Raw genomic sequence first — 21,531 nt, 5'->3', positions numbered from 1 at the left:
AGGTCGCTCATTACTCATGGGTTACCCCGGACCCGCCCGGGTCAGACCGTCCCGTTCGCGGCTCTCGCCGCGCTCGGGCGCCTCTCCTCACGCCGGTCCTCGCGCCCCTCCTCCCGGCGTTTCCCCAAGGCGTCCTCATCCCCTGTTCCCCAGGTCGTCCTCATCCTCACATTCCGGCCCCCGCACCGCCCCGGCGGCCTCCCACTGCCTCACGACCCGCCACCTCCCTCGTCGTACCCGTCTCCGTGCGCCCTTGCCCCGGCTGCCCTGGACAGCACCCGGGCCAGGGATTCGACGACCTGGGGCGCGTACTCGCCGGCGGTGCCGAGGCGCAGTTCCTCCAGTGCCGTCAGGGGCCCGCCGGGGCCTCCTGCCCGGGACTTCTCGTCGTACGCGTTCACCACCCGGACGATCCGCGCGGCCAGCGGCTGCTCCTGGTGGGGTTCGGCCTGCCGCTCCACGATCCCGGCCACCTTCGGGTCCACCCCGGTCCGGCGGACCACGGCGCCACCGAGCAGGGCGATCCGCCGCTGTTCCGGGGCCGGCAGGGCGGCGGTGGCACCCGCCGGCACCGGGTCGACAAGGCTGAGCTGGCCGATGTCGTGCATCAGGGCCGCGTACTCCAGCACCATCAGGTCCGGCTCGCTCAGCCCCAGGTCCCGGCCCACCGACCGGCTGAGGTCGGCGACCCTGCGGGCATGCCCGGCCGGAGTGCAGCCGGCGATCTCGGTGGCCCGCGCGAGGGAGGCGATGGTCTGCCGGTAGGTGGCCCGGACGGCCGCGTACCGCCGGTAGGACAACTGCGCGAGCAGCAAGGGCACGGAGAGCAGGGGCAGCGCCCACAGCCCCACGACCGCGACGCCGAGCGCCATCACCGCACCCGTCGCGACGACTGCGGCCCCGATGCCGGGCAGCGCCCGCAGTTCGTCGCGCAGCACCGGGGGGAAGGGCCAGCCGGTGCGGGAATGGGCCAGCGCGGCGGCGAGCACGGCGTCGCACAGTGCGGACAGCGACAGCAGGGCGAGCAGCAGCAGCGCGTGGGCGGGGCCGCCCCAGTCGTCGAGCGTCCCCCGGCCGTACAGCGGCTGGAAGCACACGGCGACGAACCCGACGGTGAGGGTCCGGCGGGCCAGCCGGTCGCGGGTGGGACCGCGCCCACGCCCGATGTGCGGCACGCTGCCGAGCAGCGAGGCGGCGAGGACCACGGCGACGACCTGGGCCGCGCCGTGGTGGCTGGGCCGCCCGCCGGCCTCGCCGAGCAGCGCGTACGCCAGTGACCCGGCGGCGGCGAGCGGCGCGGCCTGCCGGATCCGCGGTCCGTCGCGGGGCTGTGTTCCGGCGCCAGGCGGCGCTCCTGCGCCGGGCTGCCGTCCGTCGCGGGGCCGCGGTCCGTGGTGCCGGGTGAGTTCGCCGAGGGCGACGAGGACGCCGAAGGCGAGGGCGGCACCGCGTTCCGCGATGCCGTGCCACAGGGTGGCGCCGAGACAGCCGGCGGCGAGCGCGGCGGCGCAGGCGTGCACGAGGGTGTGCGGCCGGAGGGTCATCGGCGTACCCCGGGCGGATCGGCGACCGGAGCGGCGGCCCGATCGACAAGCGGCTCGTCGACGGGCTCGGCGACCGGCGGGACGGGCTGCGGGACGGGAAGGACGGGAGGCTGCCGGACGTCCTCGGCCGTCACCGCGGGATGCCAGCCGGCCCGGCCGATCGCCCGTACCAGCGCTTCCACCATCCGCGGGTCGAAGTGGTCGCCCGCACACCGCTGGAGCTCGTCCAGCGCCACGGGCACCGGCCGGGCCCTGCTGTAGGACCGGTTGGAGGTCATCGCGTCGAAGGCGTCGGCGACCGCCACCACCCGCGCGGACTCCGGAATCTGACCGCCCGCCAGCCCGTAGGGGTAGCCGCTGCCGTCCAGCCGCTCGTGATGGTGCAGCACCGCCGCGCGGGCCTCGCCCAGGAAGGAGATCCCGCGCACCATCTCGTGCCCGTACTCGGGGTGCAGTTCGATCACCCGCCGCTCCTCGGGGGTCAGCGGCCCGTCCTTGGTGAGCAGCCGGGTGGGCACCCCGAGCTTGCCGACGTCGTGCAGAATGCCCGCGAAGCGCAGCACCTCGGTCCGCTCGTCGTCCATGCCGAGCTCACGCGCGATCATCGTGGAGGCCTGACCGACCCGCTCGCTGTGCCCGCGCGTGTACCCGTCCTTGATGTCGACGGCCTGCACGAGCGCGCGGATCGTCGCCTGATGGGCGGCCCGCTCCCGGTGGTACTGGGCGAACGCCCACCACGAGACACACATCGGCAGCAGCACGAGGAGCGCGGCCACCGGCCCGTAGGGGCTGCGCCACAGCAGGGCCATCATCAGTCCGGCGAGTCCGTGCACGGTGACCGGTGCGAGCGACCGCAGGAACAGCCGCCACCAGGTCGTCTGCCGGGTCTTCCGCCGGGTTGCCCGCGGGGTCCTCCGCCAGGTCGTCCGCCGGGGCCCCGGACCGGACGCCCGGTTCCCGTTCCCTCGCCGAAACGGCACGCCGCCCGCCAGCGCCAGGATGCCGCGGTCCAGCAGCGTGAGTATCAGGCAGAACACCAGCACCGAGGCCCCGGCTGCGCCCAGGGCCGCCGCAACGTCGCCGTCCGCGACCGCTCCCCGGCCGCCGGCCGCGAGGTGCGTCCGGCTCGCGGCCCACACGGCGAGGGTCAGTTGTCCGGCCCGCCAGATCCGCCGCGCGAGGAACGGCCGCTGCTCCACGGGGGCGAGCAGCGCGCCGGGCAGCGCGACCAGCGCGGCGGCGGACGGCGGCAGCAGAAAGGCCGCGGCGAGCAGCACGGGGTGGAAGGTGCCGCCCGGGTTCGGGGCACCGAGGTGCCGGGACCGGGCCAGGCGTTCGCAGCCGGCGTACAGCACGGCGAGCGATGCGACGGCCCCCCAGGGGGCATCGGGACCGGCCGCGGCCGACAGCGGCCATATCCGTGGCAGCGGCGCCGCAGGCAGGGGCATTGCCGGCAGCAGACAGAGCAGGCCCGCCACGGCGACACCGGTCACGTACATGCGGGCCCGTGCCGGTAACGCCTCCATGAGCCCCTCCCCCGACCGTGCGGACCGCGCTCGGCCTGCCGCCTGTCAGGGTCTGGAGCCTAGGGGAACGAACGGCGCCTCCGCGGGCCCACGATCCGTGGATTAGCACGTACGAGTGACGACGCTCCCCTTTCGGGGGGTGCCTTCCGGGGCAACCGTTCGCAGGATGTTCGAACAGCGGGAATCAGAGACTCAGAGACTCAGAGGCCTCAGAGGCTCAGGACTCCTGCGGCGCCGGAGCGGCCTGAGGCTGTTCGGCCGTCTCGGAGACAGCGACGTCCTGGTCGGGAACGGCCTGCCCCGAGCGGATCACGTCGATCCGGCCCATGACCTTCGCGCGCAGGTCGCTCGGCACGTCGTCCTGCCCGCAGCACCGCTTGACCAGCTTCTTCACCGCCTGCTCGAGCCCGTACTTCTCGAGGCAGGGCGAGCATTCCTCGAAGTGGTGCTCGAACTTCGCGCAGTCGGAATCCGGCATCTCACGGTCGAGGAACTCGTAGAGATGATCGAGGATTTCGCTGCAATCCGTCTCATGCGGCTCTCCGCAGCTCATGACCTCGAGCCTTTCGCTTCGTTCGACTCTCCGGCACCCGCCGGAACCAGTCCGCGCTCGCGCGCGTAGTCCTCGAGCATGCCGCGCAGTTGGCGACGGCCACGGTGCAGCCGGGACATCACGGTACCGATGGGTGTGCCCATGATGTCGGCGATCTCCTTGTAGGCAAAGCCCTCGACATCCGCGAGGTACACGGCAATGCGGAACTCCTCGGGAATCGCCTGGAGCGCTTCCTTGACGTCCGAGTCGGGAAGGTGGTCCAGTGCCTGCGACTCCGCGGAACGCAGACCGGTCGACATGTGCGACGCGGCACGCGCGATCTGCCAGTCCTCGATCTCCTCGGCCCCGCTGCGCTGCGGTTCCCGCTGCTTCTTGCGGTACGAGTTGATGAACGTGTTGGTGAGAATCCGGTACAGCCACGCCTTGAGGTTGGTGCCCTCGCGGAACTGGTGGAAGGACGCGTACGCCTTGGCGTACGTCTCCTGGACCAGGTCCTCCGCGTCCGCCGGGTTGCGCGTCATGCGCAGGGCGGCCGAGTACATCTGGTCGAGGAACCCGAGCGCGTCCCGCTCGAAGCGCGCGCTGCGCTCGGCGGCCGATTCCGCCCGCTTGTCGCCCTGGCCCTCGGGCTGCTCCGCCTGGCCGTGATCGGTCCCTGCGTCGGTACCGGGAACCGGACCCACCTCCTCCGTTGTCGTGAGACCAGGAACGGCCTCACTCGAATCGGAGGATAGACGACGATCCGGTCCGTCCGCCGCCCGAAGAGGGACGGTCCTGGCCGTGTGCAGCACCGTCCAGTCCAGGTCGGTGCGGCCCTTGCGGCTCGGGCAGAAGGTCGAACCCATGCGGCGGACTTCCTCTCCTACGACTACGACGGCTGTGCCGGAGACCGGCGGACACGTCGGCGTCAACAGCGGAGGGCATCCGAACATTCCCGAAGCTTTACCCGGGCGGGCCGGGCGGCCGCCGCCGGGGGAGAGAGGCGACCCACTACTGCGGGAGGGAGCCGACCCACCGCACGACGGCGTCCGTGACGACCGTCAGAGCCTCCTCCTGCGTGATGTCCGCCCGCTTGGGAACGGCGAGGCCGTGATCGCCGTGCGCCACCTCCACCAGTTCGTACGCCCACCCGTCTCCCGCCACCGCCCTTGCACCGACGCTCCCCCAGAGCTGAACGCCAGGGGGGACCCCCATCGCGCGGCCCCTCCTGTACTCGGGGAACTCGCCGGGCCTGCCGAAGGGGTCGTTGCCGCCCTGTACGACGAGGGTGGGCACCCCGGCCCCGAGCAGCTCGTCGGCGCGGGACTTCTCGGGCCTGCCCGGCGGGTGCAGGGGGAAGCCGAGGGCCAGCACGGCATGAGCACCCAGTTCACCGGCGGTCCGGCAGGCGACACGGGCTCCGGCGCTGCGCCCGCCGGAGATCACCGGCAGACCCGGCTGCGTCAGCGCGGGCCAGAGGCCGCGCCAGCCGGTGTCCAGGGTCTTCGGCGCGGGGGCCACCTTCTTGCCGGCCACCCTCCAGGGTTGCTCCACCAGCGCCACGGTCACGCCGTGCGCGGGCAGCACGGTGGCCAGGGCCTTCAGGTCCCGCGCCTCGATGCCGCCACCGGCGCCGTGACCCAGCGCGAGGACGAGGCGCGCGGCGGGCCGGGCGGGGTGCCAGGTGATGCGGGCGGGGCCCGCGTCCGTCTCCACGGTCTCGGCCGACGGTTCCGCCGTGCCGGCGGCAGCAGGGGTGTTCTTCCCGCTCTTCGTATTCTTCGCGCTCTTCGCGTTCCTCACATGCGTCACGTCAGAAGAGTGTGCTCTCTTCCGGTGCTTCCAGTTCCTTCAGCAGGTCCGGACCGTTGTTGCGGACGTTGCTGACCGCCGTGGAGACCGGGAAGGCGCGCATCAGACCGGAGGGCGGCGGTGCGAGCAGCCCGCGCAGCTCCTCGGTGTCCGTGCGGGCGGGGTCGAGCCAGGCGTCCCAGCGGTCCGGTGTGAGCATCAGCGGCATCCGCGGGTGGATGTCGGCCAGGGTCGTCGGGCCGTCCGCCGGCGCCACCGCGAGCGGCGTGGTCTCCGCCTCGGTGGTGATGACGGAGCACGTCGCCCACCAGGCCCGCGGATGGTCGTCCGGCAGGGTCCGGTCCCGCCAGAACTCGTACAGACCCGCCATCGCGAACACCGAGCCGTCGGCCGGTGTCACGAAGTACGGCTGCTTGCGGGGACGCTTCCGCTTGCCCTCGACCTCCAGGTCCCGCTCCTGCGTGCCGGTGACCCACTCGTAGTAGCCGTCGGCGGGCAGGACGCAGCGCCGGGTGGCGAAGGCGCGACGGAAGGACGGCTTCTCGTGGACGGTCTCCGCGCGGGCGTTGATCATCCGGGCTCCGCCCTCGGGTGTCTTGGCCCAGGACGGCACGAGGCCCCACTTCAGCTTCCGCAGCTGCCGAACCGGCCGCGGGTCGTCCGTGTCCCTCAGCGCACGGTCGAGTACGGCGAAGACCTCTTTGGTGGGCGCCACGTTGTAATCGGGCTCCAGGGCCTCTTCCGGCTCCCACCGCTGTATCTCAAAGACTTCTGCGAGCTCCTCGGGCCTGCGACTCGCTGCATAACGTCCGCACATACGTGCAACACTGCCAGGCCCACCCGTCTCCCGGCCACCGCCCCTGTCAATGAGGCGCTTCGCGCCGCCCCCTCGGTTCGCGACCACGAGGAGCCCCCTCCGACCATGGACAGCACCGCATCCGCCTCGCTCGCCTCCCTCTGGGACGAGGTCACGGGCACCCAGCCCGACCCCGACCTGTGGGTGGTGATCGCCACCCTGGCCGCCGCGCTCGTCGTCGTCACGCCGCACGGGCTGTGGAGGCTCTCGCGCAATGCCATCACCATCGCCCACGAGGGCGGCCACGGCATCGTGGCGTTGTTCACCGGCCGCACCCTCACGGGGATACGCCTCCACTCGGACACCAGCGGCCTGACCGTCAGCCGGGGCAAGCCGACCGGTATCGGCATGATCCTCACCGCCGCGGCCGGCTACACCGCTCCCCCGCTGCTGGGCCTCGGCGGGGCGGCGCTGCTGGGCGCCGGGCGCATCACGCTGCTGCTGTGGCTGGCCACGGTGCTGCTCGTGGCGATGCTGGTGATGATCCGCAATGCGTACGGGGCGCTGACGGTGCTGCTCACCGGCGGCATGTTCGTCCTCGTGTCCTGGTTGGCCGGCCCGCAGGTCCAAGCGGCGTTCGCGTACGCCGTGGTGTGGTTCCTGCTGCTCGGTGGGGTGCGCCCGGCGTTCGAGCTCCAGGCCAAGCGGGCGCGCGGGGGCGCGGGCGACTCGGACGCGGACCAGTTGTCCCGGCTGACGCACGTACCGGCGGGGCTGTGGTTCTTCCTGTTCCACGCGGTGTCGCTGTGCTCGCTGCTCGGCGGAGGACGCTGGCTGCTGGGGCTGTGACGCCGCAGGGGTGACCCGGGGACGGTGGTTGTTGACACCTCAACAGGGATGCACACGCGCGGAACCCCACCCGTGCTCCGCCGAGGACACCCGGTGGAATGGCTCGACCAGGAGGGCGGCGGGCCTGCGGCCCGGTCCGCCGGGCGGTCCCGGGCACGCCCGGCGGACCGGGCCGCCACTAAAGTGGTGCACATGACCGCTAATTCCGCGCCCGTCCCCCTCTGGCCCGCCCCGCACGCGAGCGGAGCCGTCGACGCGACGGTCCATGTGCCGGGGTCGAAGTCGGTCACCAACCGTGCCCTCGTGCTCGCCGCGCTCGCCTCCGAGCCCGGCTGGCTGCGCCGCCCGCTCCGCTCGCGCGACACACTGCTGATGGCCGGCGCGCTGCGGGCCATGGGTATCGAGATCGAGGAGGGCGTGGGCCCCGACGGCACCGGTGAGGCGTGGCGGGTGCTGCCCACCGGCCTGCGCGGACCGGCCACCGTCGATGTCGGCAACGCCGGCACGGTGATGCGGTTCCTCCCCCCGGTCGCCGCCCTGGCCGACGGTCCCATCCGTTTCGACGGCGACCCGCGGTCGTACGAGCGTCCGCTGAACGGCGTCATCGACGCGCTGCGTCACCTCGGTGCCCGGATCGACGACGACGGCCGGGGCGCACTGCCGCTGACCGTGCACGGCGGCGGTGCCCTGGAGGGCGGCACCGTGTCGGTGGACGCCTCCTCGTCGTCGCAGTTCGTCAGCGCGCTGCTGCTGTCCGCGCCGCGTTTCAACCAGGGCGTCGAGGTCCGGCACACCGGCGCGACACTGCCCTCCCTGCCGCACATCCGGATGACCGTCGACATGCTCCGCGCGGTGGGCGCCCAGGTGGACAGCCCGGAGTCGGGCGGCGAGCCCAACGTCTGGCGGGTCACCCCGGGGGCCCTGCTCGGACGGGACCTCACCATCGAGCCCGATCTGTCCAACGCCCAGCCCTTCCTGGCGGCGGCGCTGGTGACCGGCGGCCGGGTCGTCGTCCCGGACTGGCCGGCCCGTACCACCCAGCCCGGCGACCGGCTGCGGGAGATCTTCACCGAGATGGGTGGTTCCTGCGAGCTGACCGAGCAGGGGCTGGTGTTCACCGGTTCGGGGTCGGTCCACGGCATCGACGTGGACCTCGGTGAGGTCGGTGAGCTGACGCCGGGCATCGCGGCCGTCGCGGCGCTCGCGGACTCTCCGTCCACGCTGCGCAATGTGGCCCATCTCCGGCTGCACGAGACGGACCGTCTGGCCGCGCTCACCAAGGAGATCAACGAACTCGGCGGCGACGTCACCGAGACCGCCGACGGCCTGCACATCCGCCCGCGCCGGCTGCACGGCGGCGTCTTCCACACCTACGAGGACCACCGCATGGCCACCGCGGGCACGGTCATCGGCCTCGGGGTGGAGGGCGTGCGGATCGAGAACGTGGCGACCACGGCGAAGACACTCCCGGACTTCCCCGAACTGTGGGCCGGGATGCTCGGGGCCTAGGACCAAGACGATGCGCCGCTACGGCAAGCACACCGACGAGGACGACATCCGCTCCCGCCCGAACCGCAAGGGCAACCGGCCGCGCACCCACATCCGGCCCAAGCACGAGGACGCCGCCGAGGGCATGGTCCTCACCGTCGACCGGGGCAGGCTGACCTGCCTCGTCGAGGACCGCACGGTGTTCGCCATGAAGGCCCGTGAGCTGGGACGCAAGGCGGCGGTGGTCGGCGACCGGGTGGCGATCGTGGGCGACCTGTCCGGCCAGAAGGACACCCTCGCGCGGATCGTCCGCATCGAGAAGCGGACATCGGTGCTGCGCCGTACCGCGGACGATGACGACCCCTACGAGCGGGTCGTCGTCGCCAACGCCGGCCAGTTGGCCGTCGTCACCGCCCTCGCCGACCCCGAGCCCCGCCCTCGTCTGATCGACCGCTGCCTGGTCGCGGCGTACGACGGCGGACTGACCCCGCTGCTCGTCCTGACGAAGTCGGACCTCGCGCCGCCGGACAAGCTGTTGGAGCTGTACGGCGACCTCGACATCCCGTACGTCGTCACCAGCCGTGAGGAACTGGAGAACGGCACGGCGGCCGACCGGGTGCGGGAGCAACTGGCGGGCCGGGTCACGGCGTTCGTGGGGCACTCCGGGGTCGGCAAGACGACGCTGGTGAACGCGCTGGTGCCCGAGGAGCGGCGGCGGACGACCGGGCATGTCAACGCGGTGACGGGGCGGGGGCGTCATACGACGACGTCCGCGCTGGCGCTGCCGCTGGCGGGCGCCGAGGGGTGGGTGGTCGACACGCCCGGGTTGCGGTCGTTCGGCCTCGCCCATGTCGACCCGTCTCGGGTCATCCACGCCTTCCCCGACCTCCAGCCGGGTACGGAGGGCTGCCCTCGCGCGTGCAGCCACGACGAACCGGACTGCGCGCTGGACGCGTGGACCGCCGAGGGACACGCGGACCCGGCGCGGCTGTACTCGCTGCGGCGGCTGCTGTCGACCCGGGAGCGCACGGAAGGCGACTGACCCGGAGCGGCCCGGCAGCAGCCCCGGAGCGGCCGGGCCCGGGGGCCCTGACGCAGGATCGTCGGCCCTCGCGTGTTTGTCATGGCCCGCGGGCGGTAAGTGCATAATCGCACCGAGCCGGATCCGAAGCCGCCGAACCAGGCGAAACAGCCACTGCGCGTGAAAGCGGTCACTGCACGTGGGGACAACGGAAGGACGACACATGGCGTGGCTGCTGGTCGTGGTGGCCGGGTTGCTCGAGACCGGTTTCGCCGTGTGCCTGAAGCTGTCCCACGGCTTCACGCGGCTCTGGCCGACGGTCGCCTTCTGCGTGTTCGCGCTGGGCAGCTTCGGCCTGCTCACTCTGGCCCTGAAGAAGCTGGACGTCGGGCCCGCGTACGCCGTGTGGACGGGGATCGGGGCCGCGGGCACGGCGATCTACGGGATGGTGTTCCTGGGCGACCTGGTGTCGACGCTGAAGATCGTCTCGATCACCTTCGTGATCGTCGGCGTGATCGGGCTGCAACTGTCGGGGTCTGCGCAGTGAGCACTGCCTGCCGGTGAGCGCGGGGACGCTACGGCACCGGCCGACGGTGCAGGGCACTGCGGATCAGGTCGGCGACACCGCCCTCGGCCGGTGGCGCGGCGACGCAGGACAGGGCGAGGCGCACCACCAGTTCACAGGCGCGGGTCAGCTCCGCGGTGTCGGCCGCCCCTGGCACACCGGGGCCGGTCAGGACGGCCACCGCGCGGTCGCGGACGAGCACGACGAGGTCGCCGGGCGAGGGCAGCGGACCGTCGGCGCGGCGCTGGGCGGGGACGGCGGAGCCGGACCGGACCGGTGTCAGGGCCGGGGAGGGCAGGCGCTCACTCCAGCAGCCGGTGAGCATGGCCCGGACGAGGGCGTTCTGGCGGGCGGCGGCGGCGGTCCACTCGGCCGCCGCCGTGAGCCGGTCGCGGGGATCGTCGTGGACCGCGAGGGCGCGGTCGACCCCGGCGAGGTAGCCGTCGGTTTCCCTGCGCACCAGAGCCCTGGCCAGCCCCTCCTTGCTGCCGAACTCGTTGTAGAGCGTCTGTCGGGACACTCCGGCCGTCGCGGCCACGTCCACCATCCGTACCGCGGACCACGGGTGGCGCGCGAGTGCCACGCAAGCGGCGTCCAGCAGAGATTCCCGCGCTGCAGGCATCAACGCCTCCCTCGGGGCGGGCGAGCGGCTCTGCGCTTCAGATTTGACGCGCCGTCGGGCACTGTCAAGGGTTCGCGTGGGGTGCGGATTCCCGGTGCCCGCGCGGTGTGGGGGCTTTCGGCCCGCGCACGGGCCGAAAGCCCCCTGTGGCCCTGGCCCCACCTCGGCAGATACGGTTCGTTGCATGCCCGACTACCTTGACGACCTGCGTCTCGCCCACGTCCTCGCGGACGCCGCCGACGCCGCGACGATGGACCGGTTCAAGGCCCTCGACCTCAAGGTGGAGACCAAACCCGACATGACGCCGGTGACCGAGGCGGACAAGGGTGCGGAGGACGTCGTCCGAGGCCACCTGAGGCGTGCCCGCCCGAGGGACGCGGTCCTCGGCGAGGAGTACGGGGTGGAGGGCACCGGACCGCGGCGCTGGGTGATCGACCCGATCGACGGCACCAAGAACTACGTGCGCGGCGTCCCTGTCTGGGCCACACTGATCTCCCTGATGGAGGCCGGTGAGGGGGGCTTCCAGCCCGTCGTCGGCCTCGTCTCGGCTCCGGCGCTGGGCCGCCGCTGGTGGGCGGCGAAGGGCCACGGCGCCTACAGCGGCCGCAGCCTGACCTCGGCCTCCCGGCTCCAGGCCTCCCGGGTCTCCAAACTCGCCGACGCCTCGTTCGCGTACTCCTCGCTCAGCGGCTGGGAGGAGCAGGGGCGCCTGGACGGCTTCCTGGATCTCACGCGTGAGGTGTGGCGTACGCGCGCGTACGGCGACTTCTGGCCGTACATGATGGTCGCCGAGGGGTCGGTCGACATGTGCGCCGAGCCGGAGCTGTCGCTCTGGGACATGGCCGCCCCCGCGATCATCGTCACCGAGGCCGGCGGCAGTTTCACCGGACTCGACGGTCACCCCGGACCGCACAGCGGCAACGCGGCCGCCTCGAACGGCCTACTGCACGACGAGCTGCTGGGCTACCTCAACCAGCGTTACTAGCATTGTCGGGGTCACCGACGACAGCACTGTCGGGGTCCCGGGACGCACAAGGGCGCGCACGAGGCCCGCGCGCGCCCTCGATCGACACACACGCCCTCTTGTTGACCCGGGCTTTACCTGCGATTCTGAGGACCCACCCACTTGTGAACTTGTGAAACCGTGAACCAGTGGACCGCTCCGGCGTCCGACGGCACGGTTTCCGGTAGGAGGTGGCTCCATCCCATGCTCGTCCGCGACGCCATGAGCACGGTGGTCCTCACCATCGGCCCCGCCCACACCCTCCGCCAGGCCGCCGCCCTGATGTCCACCCGCCACGTCGGAGCGGCCGTGGTCCTCGACCCCGACGGCACCGGCATCGGCATTCTCACCGAACGGGACGTCCTCAACTCCCTGGGCCTGGGACAGGACCCGGACTCCGAGCGCGCCCACGCCCACACCACCACCGATGTCGTCTTCGCCACACCCTCCTGGACACTCGAGGACGCCGCTCAGGCCATGACCCACGGCGGCTTCCGTCATCTGATCGTCCTGGAGCGGGGCGAGCCCGTGGGCATCGTCTCGGTGCGTGACATCATCCGCTGCTGGGTTCCCGTACGGCGACAGGCCGCCCAGCACACACCGGCGTGACCGCCGCGCCATGACCTGTTCGGCACACGAAACGGGCCGGACTCCCCGTGAGGGAGTCCGGCCCGTCGCCACGACAAGCGGTCCAGCGCTGGAATCAGCCGCGAAGGGCCTGGACCGCGACCTCCAGCCGCTTGCCGAAGTCCTCGTCCGCCTGGCGAAAGTTGCCGATCGTGCGCTCGGCGATGCCGTCGCGCGTGACCCCGGAGATGGCACCCGCCAGGTTATGGACAACGTCTAAGTTAAGCAAGACTCCAAAGTCGCACTCGTTCGAACTTGTCTCCTTCTAGCTGTTAGGCTGGTGTTCATGAGCGACCTTCTGGAACGACTGCGCGGACGTGGCTGGCGGATGACCGCGCAGCGTCGTGTGGTGGCCGAGGTCCTCGACGGCGATCACGTCCACCTGACGGCCGACGAGGTGCACGCCCGAGCCGTCACCAAGCTGCCCGAGATCTCCCGCGCGACCGTCTACAACACGCTGGGTGAACTGGTCACGATCGGCGAGGTGCTGGAAGTCTCCACGGACAAGCGGGCCAAGCGCTACGACCCGAACGCCCACCGGCCGCATCACCACTTGGTGTGCGGGCAGTGCGGCGCCATCCGTGACGTACATCCGGTCGGCAACCCACTGGCCGACCTCCCCGACACCGAGCGCTTCGGCTTCACGATCTCGGGCGTCGAGATGACGTACCGCGGCGTCTGCCCGAACTGCGCGACGACATAACGACGGCGGATCCGGCAGCACCCCCGCCCTTTCGCACATCACGCGACGAAGCCCCGACACCATGGTGTCGGGGCTTCGTCGCGTGATGTGCGAATGCGTGAAAGTGTAGATGCACGCATACACCGAGGGCCGGAACCCTTTCGGATTCCGGCCCTCGGTCTTCAGTAGCGGGGACAGGATTTGAACCTGCGACCTCTGGGTTATGAGCCCAGCGAGCTACCGAGCTGCTCCACCCCGCGGCGATGAATGCAACATTACGTCAAGGATGCGGACGGAGGCAAATCCCTTCCGGGGCGGCCCCGTACCCGGCGGAGATCCGGCGTCACGGCCGGCCCCGCCCTGGTCACGGGTCGCGCGATCACGAATCACGGGTCACGGGTCACGGGTCACGGGTCACGGGTCACGGGTCACGGGTCACGCGGAGAGCTCCTCGCGGAGGGCGTCGCGCAGGCGGATCGCGCGCTCCGTCACCGCCGCCGGGCCCAGTGCCGCCGCGCGATCGGCCCAGCTCTGGCCCTCGGCGAGCTCGCCCCGGCGCGCGTAGACCAGGGCGAGCCGCAGGGCGGCGCGCCCGTGCCCGGCGTCGGCCGCACGGGCCCACCACACGGCCGCCTCGGGCTCACTGCCCTCCCGGGCCAGCAGCAGGCCCAAGTTGAACGCGCCGTTGCGGGAGCCGGCCTCGGCCGCCTCCCGGTACCAGTGGGCCGCCTCGACCACGTCGCCACGGGCCGCGGCGAGCATGCCGACCCGCACCTGTGCGCGCCGGTGGCCCTGCAGGGCGGCGCGCTCGTACCACTCCTCGCACTCGCTGCGCCGGTTCACCGGCTCGCCCAGCTCGTGCGCCGGCTCCGGAGGGCGGCGGGCGTCCAGCACGGCCGCCAGGCGGTAGGCGGCCTCGGCGCTGCCTCCGCCCGCCGCGCACCGCAGGAACCGCTCCGCCTCGCCCTCGTCTCCGTCGCGCAGCCGGGCCATGCCGACCTGGAGCGCGGCCTCCGTGTGCCCGGCACCCGCCGCCCGCTCGTACCAGCACAGCGCGGCCGTCTCCTCGTCCCGGCCCGCGTACAGGATGCCGAGGTTGAAGGCGGCGTCCACGCTGCCCGCCTCCGCCGCCTTGGAGAACCAGGGCTCCGCACCCTTCTCGTCGCCGGCCGTCAGCAGCAGGATCGCCAGCGCGTTGGCCGCCTCGCGGTGACCGGCGTAGGCGGCGCGGCGGTACCACTGCTCGGCCGGTAGAGTCCGGCCCTGTTCGGCGCAGAGCAGCCCGAGGTTGTACGCACCGTTGACGTCGCCCGCGTCCATCGCGGCCCGGTACCAGCGTTCGGCGGTCTGGTTCTCGCCGCGCTCGGCGTGCAGGGCGCCCAGCGCGTTGGCGGCGTTGCCGTCGCCGTCCTGGGCGGCGCGCAGCCACCACACGGCGGCGTTCTCGGTGTCGCCGGCGTCGCGCAGCAGGAACCCGAGCGCACAGGCAGCCCGTGGCTCCCCGTCCTTGGCGGACATCAGGTACCAGCGGCCGGCCTCCTTGAGTTCGCCGCGCTTCTCCAGGATCGCGCCGAGGTGCAGCGCGGCCCTGCGGTGCCCCCGCGCGGCGGCCTGCCGGTACCACTGCTCGGCCTCCTCCAGGAACGGGACGGCGGCCTCGCCGGCCCCCCGTGCGGCCTTCCGGTCCAGCGTCCTCGCCAGCCGGTAGGCCGCTTCCCGGTGTCCCCGCTCGGCGGCCGCCCGCATCCAGCGCTCGGCACCGGCCGCGTCCCCGCGGTGTTCCAGCAGGTCGGCGAGTGCGTAGGCGCCCAGGGCGTGGTCCTGCTCGGCGGACTGGCGCAGCCAGTACTCGGCGGCGGGTTCGTCGCCGCGCTCGCGGTGGTGCCGGCCGAGCGCGTGCGCTGCCGGGGCCGAACCGGCGACGGCGGCGATCCGCCACCATCCCGCGGCCTCCTCCGGGTAGCCGCGCTGGAACAGGAGGACACCCAGGTTGTTGGCGGCGGCACGGTCGCCCGCGGCGGTGGCGGCGCGCAGATGGGGTTCGGCTCCGGCGAGGTCACCGCGGCGCAGCAGCATGGCACCGAGGACGCTCATCGCCTCGACGTCGCCGGCCTCGGCAGCCAGCCGCCGGCGCAGCTCCTCGGCCGCCTCGTCGGCGGCCTCCGCGGTTTCGTCGCGAGGTTCCTCCCGAGGGGAGGGCTGCTCAATACGTCCTGTCTCGAACAGAGTTGTCCTGTCCCCCATAACATCCATCGTCGCACCACCTGCAACCTGGGTACACCTGGTATGCCGCAGTCAGTGAGGTCACTTCAGCGTTTTGTCGACATGCCCACAGAGAGACAAGTGAAACACAGATCCGCCAACTCCCGTCGTCGGCGCGGCCGTCACACGTCCCGGCACATGCGTTCGCACATCACAAAGGCCCGGATTCCTTGAGGAATCCGGGCCTTTGCTGTCGCCGACTTCGCGACTTCAGTAGCGGGGACAGGATTTGAACCTGCGACCTCTGGGTTATGAGCCCAGCGAGCTACCGAGCTGCTCCACCCCGCGCCGTTGTGTGTAGAACATTACCACGGCGCGAGGTGGGCCTTTGACCAGCCGACCTGCTAACTGCTCGGGCTCGCGTCGGGGCTGGGGCTGCCGTCCGCCGCGCCCGAGCCGCCTCCGCCGTCACCGGATTGGGCCTTCTCGGCCTTGCGCAAGGCCTCCTCGAGGTCCTTCTGCGCCCGGCCGTAGGCTTCCCAGTCGTTCTTCTTCAGGGCTTCCTGGCCGGTCTCGAAGGCCTTTTGGGCGTCGTTCAGGGCCTCTTGGACCGTCGGGTTCTCGGATGACGGCGGCTGTTCGGTGCCTTCGTCCTCGCCCTTCGGTGGCTCGGTGGCCGGGCCCTCCGCTCCGAAGACCTTGTCGAGAGCCTGCTCCAGGGTGTCCTCGAAGGCGGTCTGGCCTCCGTAGGTCACCAGCACCTTCCGCAGCAGCGGGTACTTGAGATCGCCACCGCGTACGTAGACGGGTTCCACGTACAGCAGTCCGCCGTCGAGCGGGACGGCCAGCAGGTTGCCGTACTCGACTTCGGAGTCGCCACCTCTCAGCAGCCTGATCGACTCGGCGATGTCCTGTTCGGAGTTGAACTGGCTCTGGACCTGCTTGGGTCCGGCGGCCGTGGTGCTCGTCGGCAGCTTCAGGACTCTGATCTTGCCGTACCCCTCGCTGCCCGCCTCGGCGTCGACCGCCATGAACGCGCTGAGGTTGTCACGGCCGTTCGGAGTGAACGTCGTGGTGAGCGAGAAGGCCTGTTCCTTCTGGTCGGGCATCTTCATGCTCTGGTAGTACGGGGGCACCGCGTCGCCCGTCTTGTTCGTCGGGTCGGCCGGCACCTGCCACACCTCGCTGCCACTGAGGAAGGTCGTGGCGTCCTTCACGTGGTAGCGGGTCAGCAGTTCGCGCTGCACCTTGAACAGGTCCTGCGGATACCGCAGATGATCCATCAGGCCCTGGGAGATCTCGCTCCTCGGCTCCACCGTGTCCGGGAACGCCTTCATCCACGTCTTCAGGACGGGATCCTTGGTGTCCCACTGGTAGAGCTTGACCTCGCCGCTGTACGCGTCGACGGTCGCCTTCACCGAGTTGCGGATGTAGTTGACCCGGTTCTCCTGGGCCACCACCGCGCGGTTGTCGTTGGTGGCGGTCAGCGAGTCGGCCGTGGTGTCACCGAGGGTCGTCCGCGACGCGTACGGATAGCCGTTGCTGGTCGTGTAGGCGTCGACGATCCACTGGATCTGGCCGTCCACCACCGCGGGGTAGGCGTCGCCGTCGATGGTCAGCCACGGGGCGACCGCCTCGACACGCTCCTTGGGTGTGCGGTTGTACAGAATCCGCGAGCCCTCGCCGATGGCACCGGAGTACAGGATCTGCGGCTCGCTGAACGCCGCGGCGTAGGCGGCCCGGTTGATCGGGTTGGCGAGGTTGACCCCGCTGTCACCCTTGTAGCTGGTCGTCTTCTCGCCGCTGTCGTCGGAGTAGTCGATCTCCTTCTGAGGACCGCCGACGATCGAGTACGTCGTCGTCCGCTCGCCGTAGTAGACGCGCTGCTCGTACGTACCGAGGTCACCCTTGGACGGCAGGTCGGACTCGGTGAACACCGGACGGCCGTCGTCGGCGCTGGTGCCCTTGGCGGCAACAGCACCGTATCCGTGGGTGTACCGGAAGTGGTCGTTGATCCAGTTCCGCTTCGGGATGCCGTTGAGGTTGATCTCGCGCAGACCGATGACGGTGTCCTGCTCCGCGCCGGTCTTGGGGTCGGGATAGCGGTCCACGTCCAGGTTGGTCGGGAACGCGTAGTAGTTCCTGATCTGCTGGAGTTGCTGGAACGTCGGCGAGACGATGTTCGGGTCCATGATCCGGATGCTCGCCGTCTTGGAGACATCGTCCCGGAGCTTGGTCTTGTCCTCGGTCTGGCTGGTCCCCGGGTACTCGTCGACCTGGGCGTCGTCGATGCCGTAGGCCTCACGCGTCGCCTTGAGGTTCTTCTCGACGTACGGCGCTTCCTTGGCCTGCTCGTTCGGCTGCACCTGGAACTTCTGCACGATCGCCGGGTACAGACCGCCGATGAGGATCGCCGACAGCACCATCAGGCCGAAGCCGATCACGGGCAGCTGCCAGGTGCGCCGCCACAGGGTGGCGAAGAACAGCAACGCGCAGATGACGGCGATGCAGAACAGGATCGTCTTCGCCGGCAGATAGGCGTTGGCGTCGACGTACCGCAGGCCGGTCCAGTTGTCGGTCGCCTTGAAGTCGCTGGACTTGACCGCCAGGCCGTACCGGTCGAGCCAGTACGCGACCGCCTTCAGGGCGACGAAGACGCCGAGGAGCACCGACAGATGCCCGGTGGCAGCGGCCGTGGCGCGCGCACCGGGGCTGGTGACCCGCAGACCGCCGTACAGGTAATGGGTGAGTGCGGCGGCGATCAGCGACAGGACGGTGGCCGCGAAGCCGAACCCGAGCAGGAACCGGTACCAGGGCAGGTCGAAGGCGTAGAACGCGACATCGAGCTTGAACTGCGGGTCCTTCTGGCCGAACGGCACACCGTTGACCCACATCAGCCAGGTGCGCCACTGGCCCGAGGCCGAGGCACCGGCGATCAGCCCCAGCAGCGCGGTGATACCGAGAAGCAGCCACTTCTTGTACGGGGCGATGCCCATCCGGTACCGGTCGAGGTTCTGCTGCTCCATCGACATGGCGCTCAGCGGCGGCCTCATCCGGTGCGCCAGCCAGATGTTGAAGCCGACCGCGAGGGCCATCAGCAGACCGAAGACGAAGAAGAGTCCGATCTTGGTCCACAGGGTCGTCGTGAAGACCGACGAATAGTCGACCGAGCGATACCACAGCCAGTCGGTCCAGAACCCCGCGAACATGGTGAACACCATGCCGAGGACGGCCAGGACGCCCAGTGTCATGAGCAGGGTCCGGACCCGCCGGGACGGGCGGCCCACTCTCATCCGTGGCCCTGTCGGGCCTCCGCCACGGTCCGGCATCTGGAAAGCCAAGGTAGGCACCTCGAAGTTCGGTGTCGATTCGTCAGGTCCGCGAGTTCGTGGACCGTGTGTGGGCCCCCTTGTTCACGGGCCCACACCTATGCAACTTACTCACCCTTTACTCGGTTCCCGATTTCGGCCCTCAACGAGAGAGGATTGTGACCATGTCCAACACACCCATGGCGGCGAGCCCGCTCACCCGGGCCGTGCTCGAGATCGACGAGTACGTCTCCGGCCTCGGCTGGGACCAGCCTGCCCGTCTCTTCGCCCTCGTAGACACCGCACGGCTGCGTGCCGAGCAGCCCTCCCTCGCAAACCGGCTCGGTCCGGGCGACGAAAAGGAGACAACGGCCCTCACCCCGATCGAGCAGGACGCAATTCCAACGGGCAAGCCGCTCGACGAGTTCCTGGGCACCATCGCCTGGCCCGACTCGGTGGCCGGCTGCGCCCTGACCGTGGAGCGTCTGATGCTGCCGCCGTCCGCGGAGGCCCAGGTTCCGCAGGATCTGGACGAGGCCGCGCTGGCGGCATGGGTGGCGGAGCACCCGGAGCGCCAGGAGGTCCGCATGACGGTCGCGGTGCTGCGTGACGGTGCCCGCGATTCCGCCTTGCGGCTGCGGGCGAAGGACTCACCGACGGAGGTCCTCACCGGATCCGCCCTGGTGCCAGGCCTGGCGGAGGCCCTGACGGCGACGTTCGAGGCGTAGTTCGGGGCGTAGTTCGGGGCGTAGTTCGGGGCGTAGTTCGGGGCGTAGCCGTCAGGAGCTGCGGCGAGTGGTCCGGCCGCTCAGGAAGCCGTGCACGTCGGCAGGTCGGCGGTGTCACCGGAGACCAGGTCCTTCATGGCGCCGAGGGCGTCGTGGATGGTGTCCACCTTGATGAGCGTGAGGCCCTCGGGGGTGTCCGCGGCGGCGGCCGCGCAGTTGTCGGCGGGTGTGAGGAAGTACTCGGCGCCCTTGGCACGCGCGCCGACCGTCTTCATCTCGATGCCGCCGATCGGCCCGACCTTGCCGGCGTCGTCGATGGTGCCGGTGCCGGCGACGAACTCGCCGCCGGTCAGGCTGCCCGGGGTGAGCTTGTCGTAGATGCCGAGCGCGAACATCAGACCGGCGCTCGGTCCGCCGACGTCGGCGAGCTCGATGTCGATGGTGAACGGGAAGGTGTGGTCGGTTCCGGCGGCGATCCCGACGACGGCGCGCTCGTCCCCGGCGTCGTCGGAGGCCGTGGTGGTGATCGTGATCTCCTCGGTCCGCTTCGGTGTCCGGTTCTCCTTCTCGGCGGCGGCCTGCTCCTTGGCGGGCACGATCGTGAAGTCGACGTCCTCGCCGGGCTTGTGCTTGGTCACCAGCTCGGCGACGTCGGCCGGCTCGCGCACCACGCTGCCGTCGACGCTCCTGATCACATCACCGGCGTGCAGCTTGCCCTCGGCGGGCGAGTCCTTGACGACCGTGGAGACGATCACCCAGGCCTTCACCGGGACGTCGAGCTCCTTCAGGGCCGCGACCTTGGCACTCTCCTGGGACTGGCTGAACTCCTCAGCGTTCTCCTGGGTGGACTGCTCCTCCGTCTTGCCGTCGGGGTAGAGCGTGTCGTGCGGCACGACCTTGTTGTCGTGCGCGAGCCATCCGTAGACGGCCTCGACCATGTTCATCCGGTAGTCGGCGCTCGTGACCCGCACCGTGGTCATGTTGAGGTGGCCGTCGGTCGGATAGGTCTTGCGCCCGTCGATCCGCAGCACCGGCTCGCCGTCGTGGTCGCCCAGAGTGTTCACCGTCGGCCCCGGGGACATCTCCGCGTACGGCACGGGGATGAACACACCCGCGCACAGAAGCACGATCAGCATGAGGGTGGAAGCGAGCATCGTCGCGGTGCGGCGTGGCATGCACCGACAGTACGGGACCGGCCTGTCAGCGCACTGTCAGGGCCGCCCGTCCGGGCAGCCCTGACCTTGTCCTACACCGGTGACCTGCTATTTCGACCCTAGGGCCGAAGCTCTTCCTCCGATGGCCGAGGCCTCTCCATGGCCTCGCGGAACCGGGCGTAACCGATGAGCTCGGGGCCGTCGCTCCGTGCCCGGCGGGTCCGATTGGCCCAACTGCCCCACAGTCCCGCGCCGACCGCGGCCATAAACGGAATCAGCAACCAGGCAAGTGCCGCCATGCCGACCTCCCATCCCCATGAGCGTCCGCGACTGACTGATCAGCAGATTAACCATCCGCAGTGACAACGCTCATACCCGGGGTGCGGTTACGCAAGCGGAGTGGAGCGGGAACAGAATTCCGAGCACGGAACGGTACGACGGATTCCGGGGACGTCCGGTCAGCGGCCCTCCACCCGTCCCCCACGACGCCGCTACGCGCCGACCCGCCCTCCCGCCGCCCGACCACCACCCCCCAACGACGCCGCTACGCGCCGACCCGCCCTCCCGCCGCCCGACCACCACCCCCCAACGACGCCGCTACGCGCCGACCCATCCTTCTGTACCGTCGGAGAACTTCTGGTGCTTCCAGATGGGCACCTCGTGCTTGAGGTCGTCGATCAGCTTCCGGCAGGCCTCGAAGGCCTCGCCCCGGTGCGCGCACGACACGCCGACGACGACGGCGAGATCCCCGACCTCGAGATCCCCCACCCGGTGCACGGCCGCCAGCGCCCGCACGGGGTACTCGGCGACGACCTTCTCGGCGATCCGCCGCATCTCGTCCTCGGCACTCGGGTGACACGAATACCCCAGCTCGTCGACGTCGGTCCCGCCGTCGTGATTGCGCACGGTCCCCACGAACAGTGCCGTCCCGCCGGCCGCGTCGTCGCCGACGGCCCGGAAGACCTCGTCCACGGACAGCGGCGCGTCCCGGAGCGCGATCAGCTTGATCGGGTCCTGCGCGGCCTGCTCACCGGGGTGACCTTTCGTGGATGCCATGTCCTCCATCGTGCCC

General features: G+C 70.9%; 20 protein-coding genes, 2 tRNA genes and 1 pseudogene. 8 read left to right on the top strand and 15 right to left on the bottom strand.

What is annotated here, in order from left to right; all coding sequences use genetic code 11:
• Window positions 1-209: 209 nt before the first annotated feature.
• From ACFYQA_RS04475 to ACFYQA_RS04450, 6 genes are all read right to left on the bottom strand, one after another.
• On the bottom strand, window positions 210-1,544 hold the full coding sequence (locus tag ACFYQA_RS04475; protein WP_388911385.1) for an HD-GYP domain-containing protein: 1,335 nt from the start codon (window positions 1,542-1,544) through the stop codon (window positions 210-212).
• A complete protein-coding gene (locus ACFYQA_RS04470; RefSeq protein WP_388911382.1) occupies window positions 1,541-3,070 on the bottom strand; it encodes an HD-GYP domain-containing protein in 1,530 nt (509 codons plus the stop codon). Before ACFYQA_RS04470 ends, ACFYQA_RS04475 begins: the two co-directional genes overlap by 4 nt.
• 217 nt (window positions 3,071-3,287) lie before the next feature.
• Window positions 3,288-3,623 carry a mycothiol system anti-sigma-R factor gene (gene rsrA / locus ACFYQA_RS04465; RefSeq protein WP_388911379.1) on the bottom strand — a complete coding sequence of 112 codons (336 nt, stop codon included), beginning with the start codon at window positions 3,621-3,623 and terminating at the stop codon, window positions 3,288-3,290.
• Window positions 3,620-4,306, bottom strand: coding sequence for a sigma-70 family RNA polymerase sigma factor (locus ACFYQA_RS04460; RefSeq protein WP_388911777.1), 687 nt, complete (start codon window positions 4,304-4,306; stop codon window positions 3,620-3,622). Before ACFYQA_RS04460 ends, rsrA begins: the two co-directional genes overlap by 4 nt.
• A gap of 307 nt (window positions 4,307-4,613) precedes the next feature.
• Window positions 4,614-5,318, bottom strand: a complete 705-nt coding sequence (locus tag ACFYQA_RS04455) for an alpha/beta family hydrolase (RefSeq protein WP_388911774.1) — start codon at window positions 5,316-5,318, stop codon at window positions 4,614-4,616.
• A gap of 97 nt (window positions 5,319-5,415) precedes the next feature.
• Entirely contained in the window at window positions 5,416-6,231 is an 816-nt protein-coding gene (locus ACFYQA_RS04450; RefSeq protein WP_388911376.1) for an SOS response-associated peptidase, read from the bottom strand.
• A 105-nt stretch (window positions 6,232-6,336) separates the two neighbouring features.
• Here ACFYQA_RS04450 and ACFYQA_RS04445 point away from each other — a divergent pair, with 105 nt between their 5' ends.
• From ACFYQA_RS04445 to ACFYQA_RS04430, 4 genes are all read left to right on the top strand, one after another.
• Window positions 6,337-7,059 (top strand): M50 family metallopeptidase, encoded by a 723-nt coding sequence (locus tag ACFYQA_RS04445; RefSeq protein WP_388911373.1) that lies wholly within the window; start codon window positions 6,337-6,339, stop codon window positions 7,057-7,059.
• A gap of 192 nt (window positions 7,060-7,251) precedes the next feature.
• The gene (gene aroA / locus ACFYQA_RS04440) at window positions 7,252-8,568 is read left to right on the top strand and encodes a 3-phosphoshikimate 1-carboxyvinyltransferase (RefSeq protein WP_386422215.1); all 1,317 of its coding nucleotides are present in this window, start codon (window positions 7,252-7,254) and stop codon (window positions 8,566-8,568) included.
• Between the two features lie 10 nt (window positions 8,569-8,578).
• Complete coding sequence (rsgA, locus tag ACFYQA_RS04435; RefSeq protein WP_388911370.1) at window positions 8,579-9,589, top strand: ribosome small subunit-dependent GTPase A; 1,011 nt, start codon at window positions 8,579-8,581, stop codon at window positions 9,587-9,589.
• Between the two features lie 202 nt (window positions 9,590-9,791).
• Complete coding sequence (locus tag ACFYQA_RS04430; protein WP_332430544.1) at window positions 9,792-10,115, top strand: multidrug efflux SMR transporter; 324 nt, start codon at window positions 9,792-9,794, stop codon at window positions 10,113-10,115.
• Window positions 10,116-10,143: 28 nt separating this feature from the next.
• Here the strand turns inward: ACFYQA_RS04430 and ACFYQA_RS04425 are convergent, their stop codons facing one another.
• Window positions 10,144-10,755, bottom strand: coding sequence for a TetR/AcrR family transcriptional regulator (locus ACFYQA_RS04425; RefSeq protein ID WP_388911367.1), 612 nt, complete (start codon window positions 10,753-10,755; stop codon window positions 10,144-10,146).
• A gap of 184 nt (window positions 10,756-10,939) precedes the next feature.
• On the opposite strand from ACFYQA_RS04425, the gene hisN reads away from it, so the two are divergent.
• Both hisN and ACFYQA_RS04415 read left to right on the top strand, forming a co-directional pair.
• Entirely contained in the window at window positions 10,940-11,740 is an 801-nt protein-coding gene (hisN, locus tag ACFYQA_RS04420) for a histidinol-phosphatase (protein ID WP_388911364.1), read from the top strand.
• Between the two features lie 222 nt (window positions 11,741-11,962).
• Window positions 11,963-12,367, top strand: coding sequence for a cyclic nucleotide-binding/CBS domain-containing protein (locus ACFYQA_RS04415; protein ID WP_388911361.1), 405 nt, complete (start codon window positions 11,963-11,965; stop codon window positions 12,365-12,367).
• 94 nt (window positions 12,368-12,461) lie between these two features.
• Here ACFYQA_RS04415 and ACFYQA_RS04410 read toward each other — a convergent pair.
• Window positions 12,462-12,599: pseudogene (locus ACFYQA_RS04410) on the bottom strand (catalase-related domain-containing protein); the annotation flags it as partial.
• Between the two features lie 72 nt (window positions 12,600-12,671).
• On the opposite strand from ACFYQA_RS04410, the gene ACFYQA_RS04405 reads away from it, so the two are divergent.
• On the top strand, window positions 12,672-13,088 hold the full coding sequence (locus ACFYQA_RS04405; protein WP_388911359.1) for a Fur family transcriptional regulator: 417 nt from the start codon (window positions 12,672-12,674) through the stop codon (window positions 13,086-13,088).
• A gap of 165 nt (window positions 13,089-13,253) precedes the next feature.
• On the opposite strand, the gene ACFYQA_RS04400 is transcribed toward ACFYQA_RS04405, so the two are convergent.
• The 4 genes from ACFYQA_RS04400 to ACFYQA_RS04385 all read right to left on the bottom strand — a co-directional run bounded on the left by ACFYQA_RS04400 (window position 13,254) and on the right by ACFYQA_RS04385 (window position 18,598).
• Window positions 13,254-13,327 (bottom strand) — tRNA-Met (locus tag ACFYQA_RS04400).
• 175 nt (window positions 13,328-13,502) lie between these two features.
• The gene (locus tag ACFYQA_RS04395; RefSeq protein ID WP_388911356.1) at window positions 13,503-15,320 is read right to left on the bottom strand and encodes a tetratricopeptide repeat protein; all 1,818 of its coding nucleotides are present in this window, start codon (window positions 15,318-15,320) and stop codon (window positions 13,503-13,505) included.
• A 223-nt stretch (window positions 15,321-15,543) separates the two neighbouring features.
• Window positions 15,544-15,617: transfer RNA gene (locus tag ACFYQA_RS04390), tRNA-Met, on the bottom strand.
• 56 nt (window positions 15,618-15,673) lie between these two features.
• A complete protein-coding gene (locus ACFYQA_RS04385; RefSeq protein WP_388911771.1) occupies window positions 15,674-18,598 on the bottom strand; it encodes a UPF0182 family protein in 2,925 nt (974 codons plus the stop codon).
• A gap of 164 nt (window positions 18,599-18,762) precedes the next feature.
• Here ACFYQA_RS04385 and ACFYQA_RS04380 point away from each other — a divergent pair, with 164 nt between their 5' ends.
• Window positions 18,763-19,305, top strand: a complete 543-nt coding sequence (locus ACFYQA_RS04380; protein WP_388911353.1) for a PPA1309 family protein — start codon at window positions 18,763-18,765, stop codon at window positions 19,303-19,305.
• Window positions 19,306-19,385: 80 nt separating this feature from the next.
• Here ACFYQA_RS04380 and ACFYQA_RS04375 read toward each other — a convergent pair whose 3' ends face one another.
• From ACFYQA_RS04375 to ACFYQA_RS04365, 3 genes are all read right to left on the bottom strand, one after another.
• The gene (locus ACFYQA_RS04375) at window positions 19,386-20,480 is read right to left on the bottom strand and encodes a PDZ domain-containing protein (protein ID WP_388911350.1); all 1,095 of its coding nucleotides are present in this window, start codon (window positions 20,478-20,480) and stop codon (window positions 19,386-19,388) included.
• Window positions 20,481-20,578: 98 nt separating this feature from the next.
• Window positions 20,579-20,758: a hypothetical protein gene (locus tag ACFYQA_RS04370; protein ID WP_386396360.1), complete on the bottom strand. Its 180-nt coding sequence runs from the start codon at window positions 20,756-20,758 to the stop codon at window positions 20,579-20,581.
• Window positions 20,759-21,056: 298 nt separating this feature from the next.
• Complete coding sequence (locus ACFYQA_RS04365) at window positions 21,057-21,515, bottom strand: molybdenum cofactor biosynthesis protein MoaE (protein WP_388911347.1); 459 nt, start codon at window positions 21,513-21,515, stop codon at window positions 21,057-21,059.
• Between the last annotated feature and the right edge of the window lie 16 nt (window positions 21,516-21,531).

It is taken from the genome of Streptomyces sp. NPDC005774 (assembly GCF_042871645.1).
GTDB lineage: Bacteria > Actinomycetota > Actinomycetes > Streptomycetales > Streptomycetaceae > Streptomyces > Streptomyces pratens.
This window is presented reverse-complemented; position numbering and strand designations above follow the sequence as displayed.

What these genes read in the sequence shown, in the direction of transcription:
- ACFYQA_RS04445 (WP_388911373.1), top strand. Translation starts at nt 6,337, where the DNA reads ATGGACAGCACCGCATCCGCCTCGCTCGCCTCCCTCTGGGACGAGGTC.
- ACFYQA_RS04415 (WP_388911361.1), top strand. Translation starts at nt 11,963, where the DNA reads ATGCTCGTCCGCGACGCCATGAGCACGGTGGTCCTCACCATCGGCCCC.
- ACFYQA_RS04475 (WP_388911385.1), bottom strand. Translation starts at nt 1,544, where the DNA reads ATGACCCTCCGGCCGCACACCCTCGTGCACGCCTGCGCCGCCGCGCTC.
- ACFYQA_RS04430 (WP_332430544.1), top strand. Translation starts at nt 9,792, where the DNA reads ATGGCGTGGCTGCTGGTCGTGGTGGCCGGGTTGCTCGAGACCGGTTTC.
- aroA (WP_386422215.1), top strand. Translation starts at nt 7,252, where the DNA reads ATGACCGCTAATTCCGCGCCCGTCCCCCTCTGGCCCGCCCCGCACGCG.
- ACFYQA_RS04425 (WP_388911367.1), bottom strand. Translation starts at nt 10,755, where the DNA reads ATGCCTGCAGCGCGGGAATCTCTGCTGGACGCCGCTTGCGTGGCACTC.
- ACFYQA_RS04385 (WP_388911771.1), bottom strand. Translation starts at nt 18,598, where the DNA reads ATGCCGGACCGTGGCGGAGGCCCGACAGGGCCACGGATGAGAGTGGGC.
- ACFYQA_RS04405 (WP_388911359.1), top strand. Translation starts at nt 12,672, where the DNA reads ATGAGCGACCTTCTGGAACGACTGCGCGGACGTGGCTGGCGGATGACC.
- ACFYQA_RS04395 (WP_388911356.1), bottom strand. Translation starts at nt 15,320, where the DNA reads ATGGATGTTATGGGGGACAGGACAACTCTGTTCGAGACAGGACGTATT.
- hisN (WP_388911364.1), top strand. Translation starts at nt 10,940, where the DNA reads ATGCCCGACTACCTTGACGACCTGCGTCTCGCCCACGTCCTCGCGGAC.
- ACFYQA_RS04380 (WP_388911353.1), top strand. Translation starts at nt 18,763, where the DNA reads ATGTCCAACACACCCATGGCGGCGAGCCCGCTCACCCGGGCCGTGCTC.
- ACFYQA_RS04470 (WP_388911382.1), bottom strand. Translation starts at nt 3,070, where the DNA reads ATGGAGGCGTTACCGGCACGGGCCCGCATGTACGTGACCGGTGTCGCC.
- rsgA (WP_388911370.1), top strand. Translation starts at nt 8,579, where the DNA reads ATGCGCCGCTACGGCAAGCACACCGACGAGGACGACATCCGCTCCCGC.
- ACFYQA_RS04450 (WP_388911376.1), bottom strand. Translation starts at nt 6,231, where the DNA reads ATGTGCGGACGTTATGCAGCGAGTCGCAGGCCCGAGGAGCTCGCAGAA.
- ACFYQA_RS04370 (WP_386396360.1), bottom strand. Translation starts at nt 20,758, where the DNA reads ATGGCGGCACTTGCCTGGTTGCTGATTCCGTTTATGGCCGCGGTCGGC.
- ACFYQA_RS04365 (WP_388911347.1), bottom strand. Translation starts at nt 21,515, where the DNA reads ATGGCATCCACGAAAGGTCACCCCGGTGAGCAGGCCGCGCAGGACCCG.
- ACFYQA_RS04375 (WP_388911350.1), bottom strand. Translation starts at nt 20,480, where the DNA reads ATGCCACGCCGCACCGCGACGATGCTCGCTTCCACCCTCATGCTGATC.
- rsrA (WP_388911379.1), bottom strand. Translation starts at nt 3,623, where the DNA reads ATGAGCTGCGGAGAGCCGCATGAGACGGATTGCAGCGAAATCCTCGAT.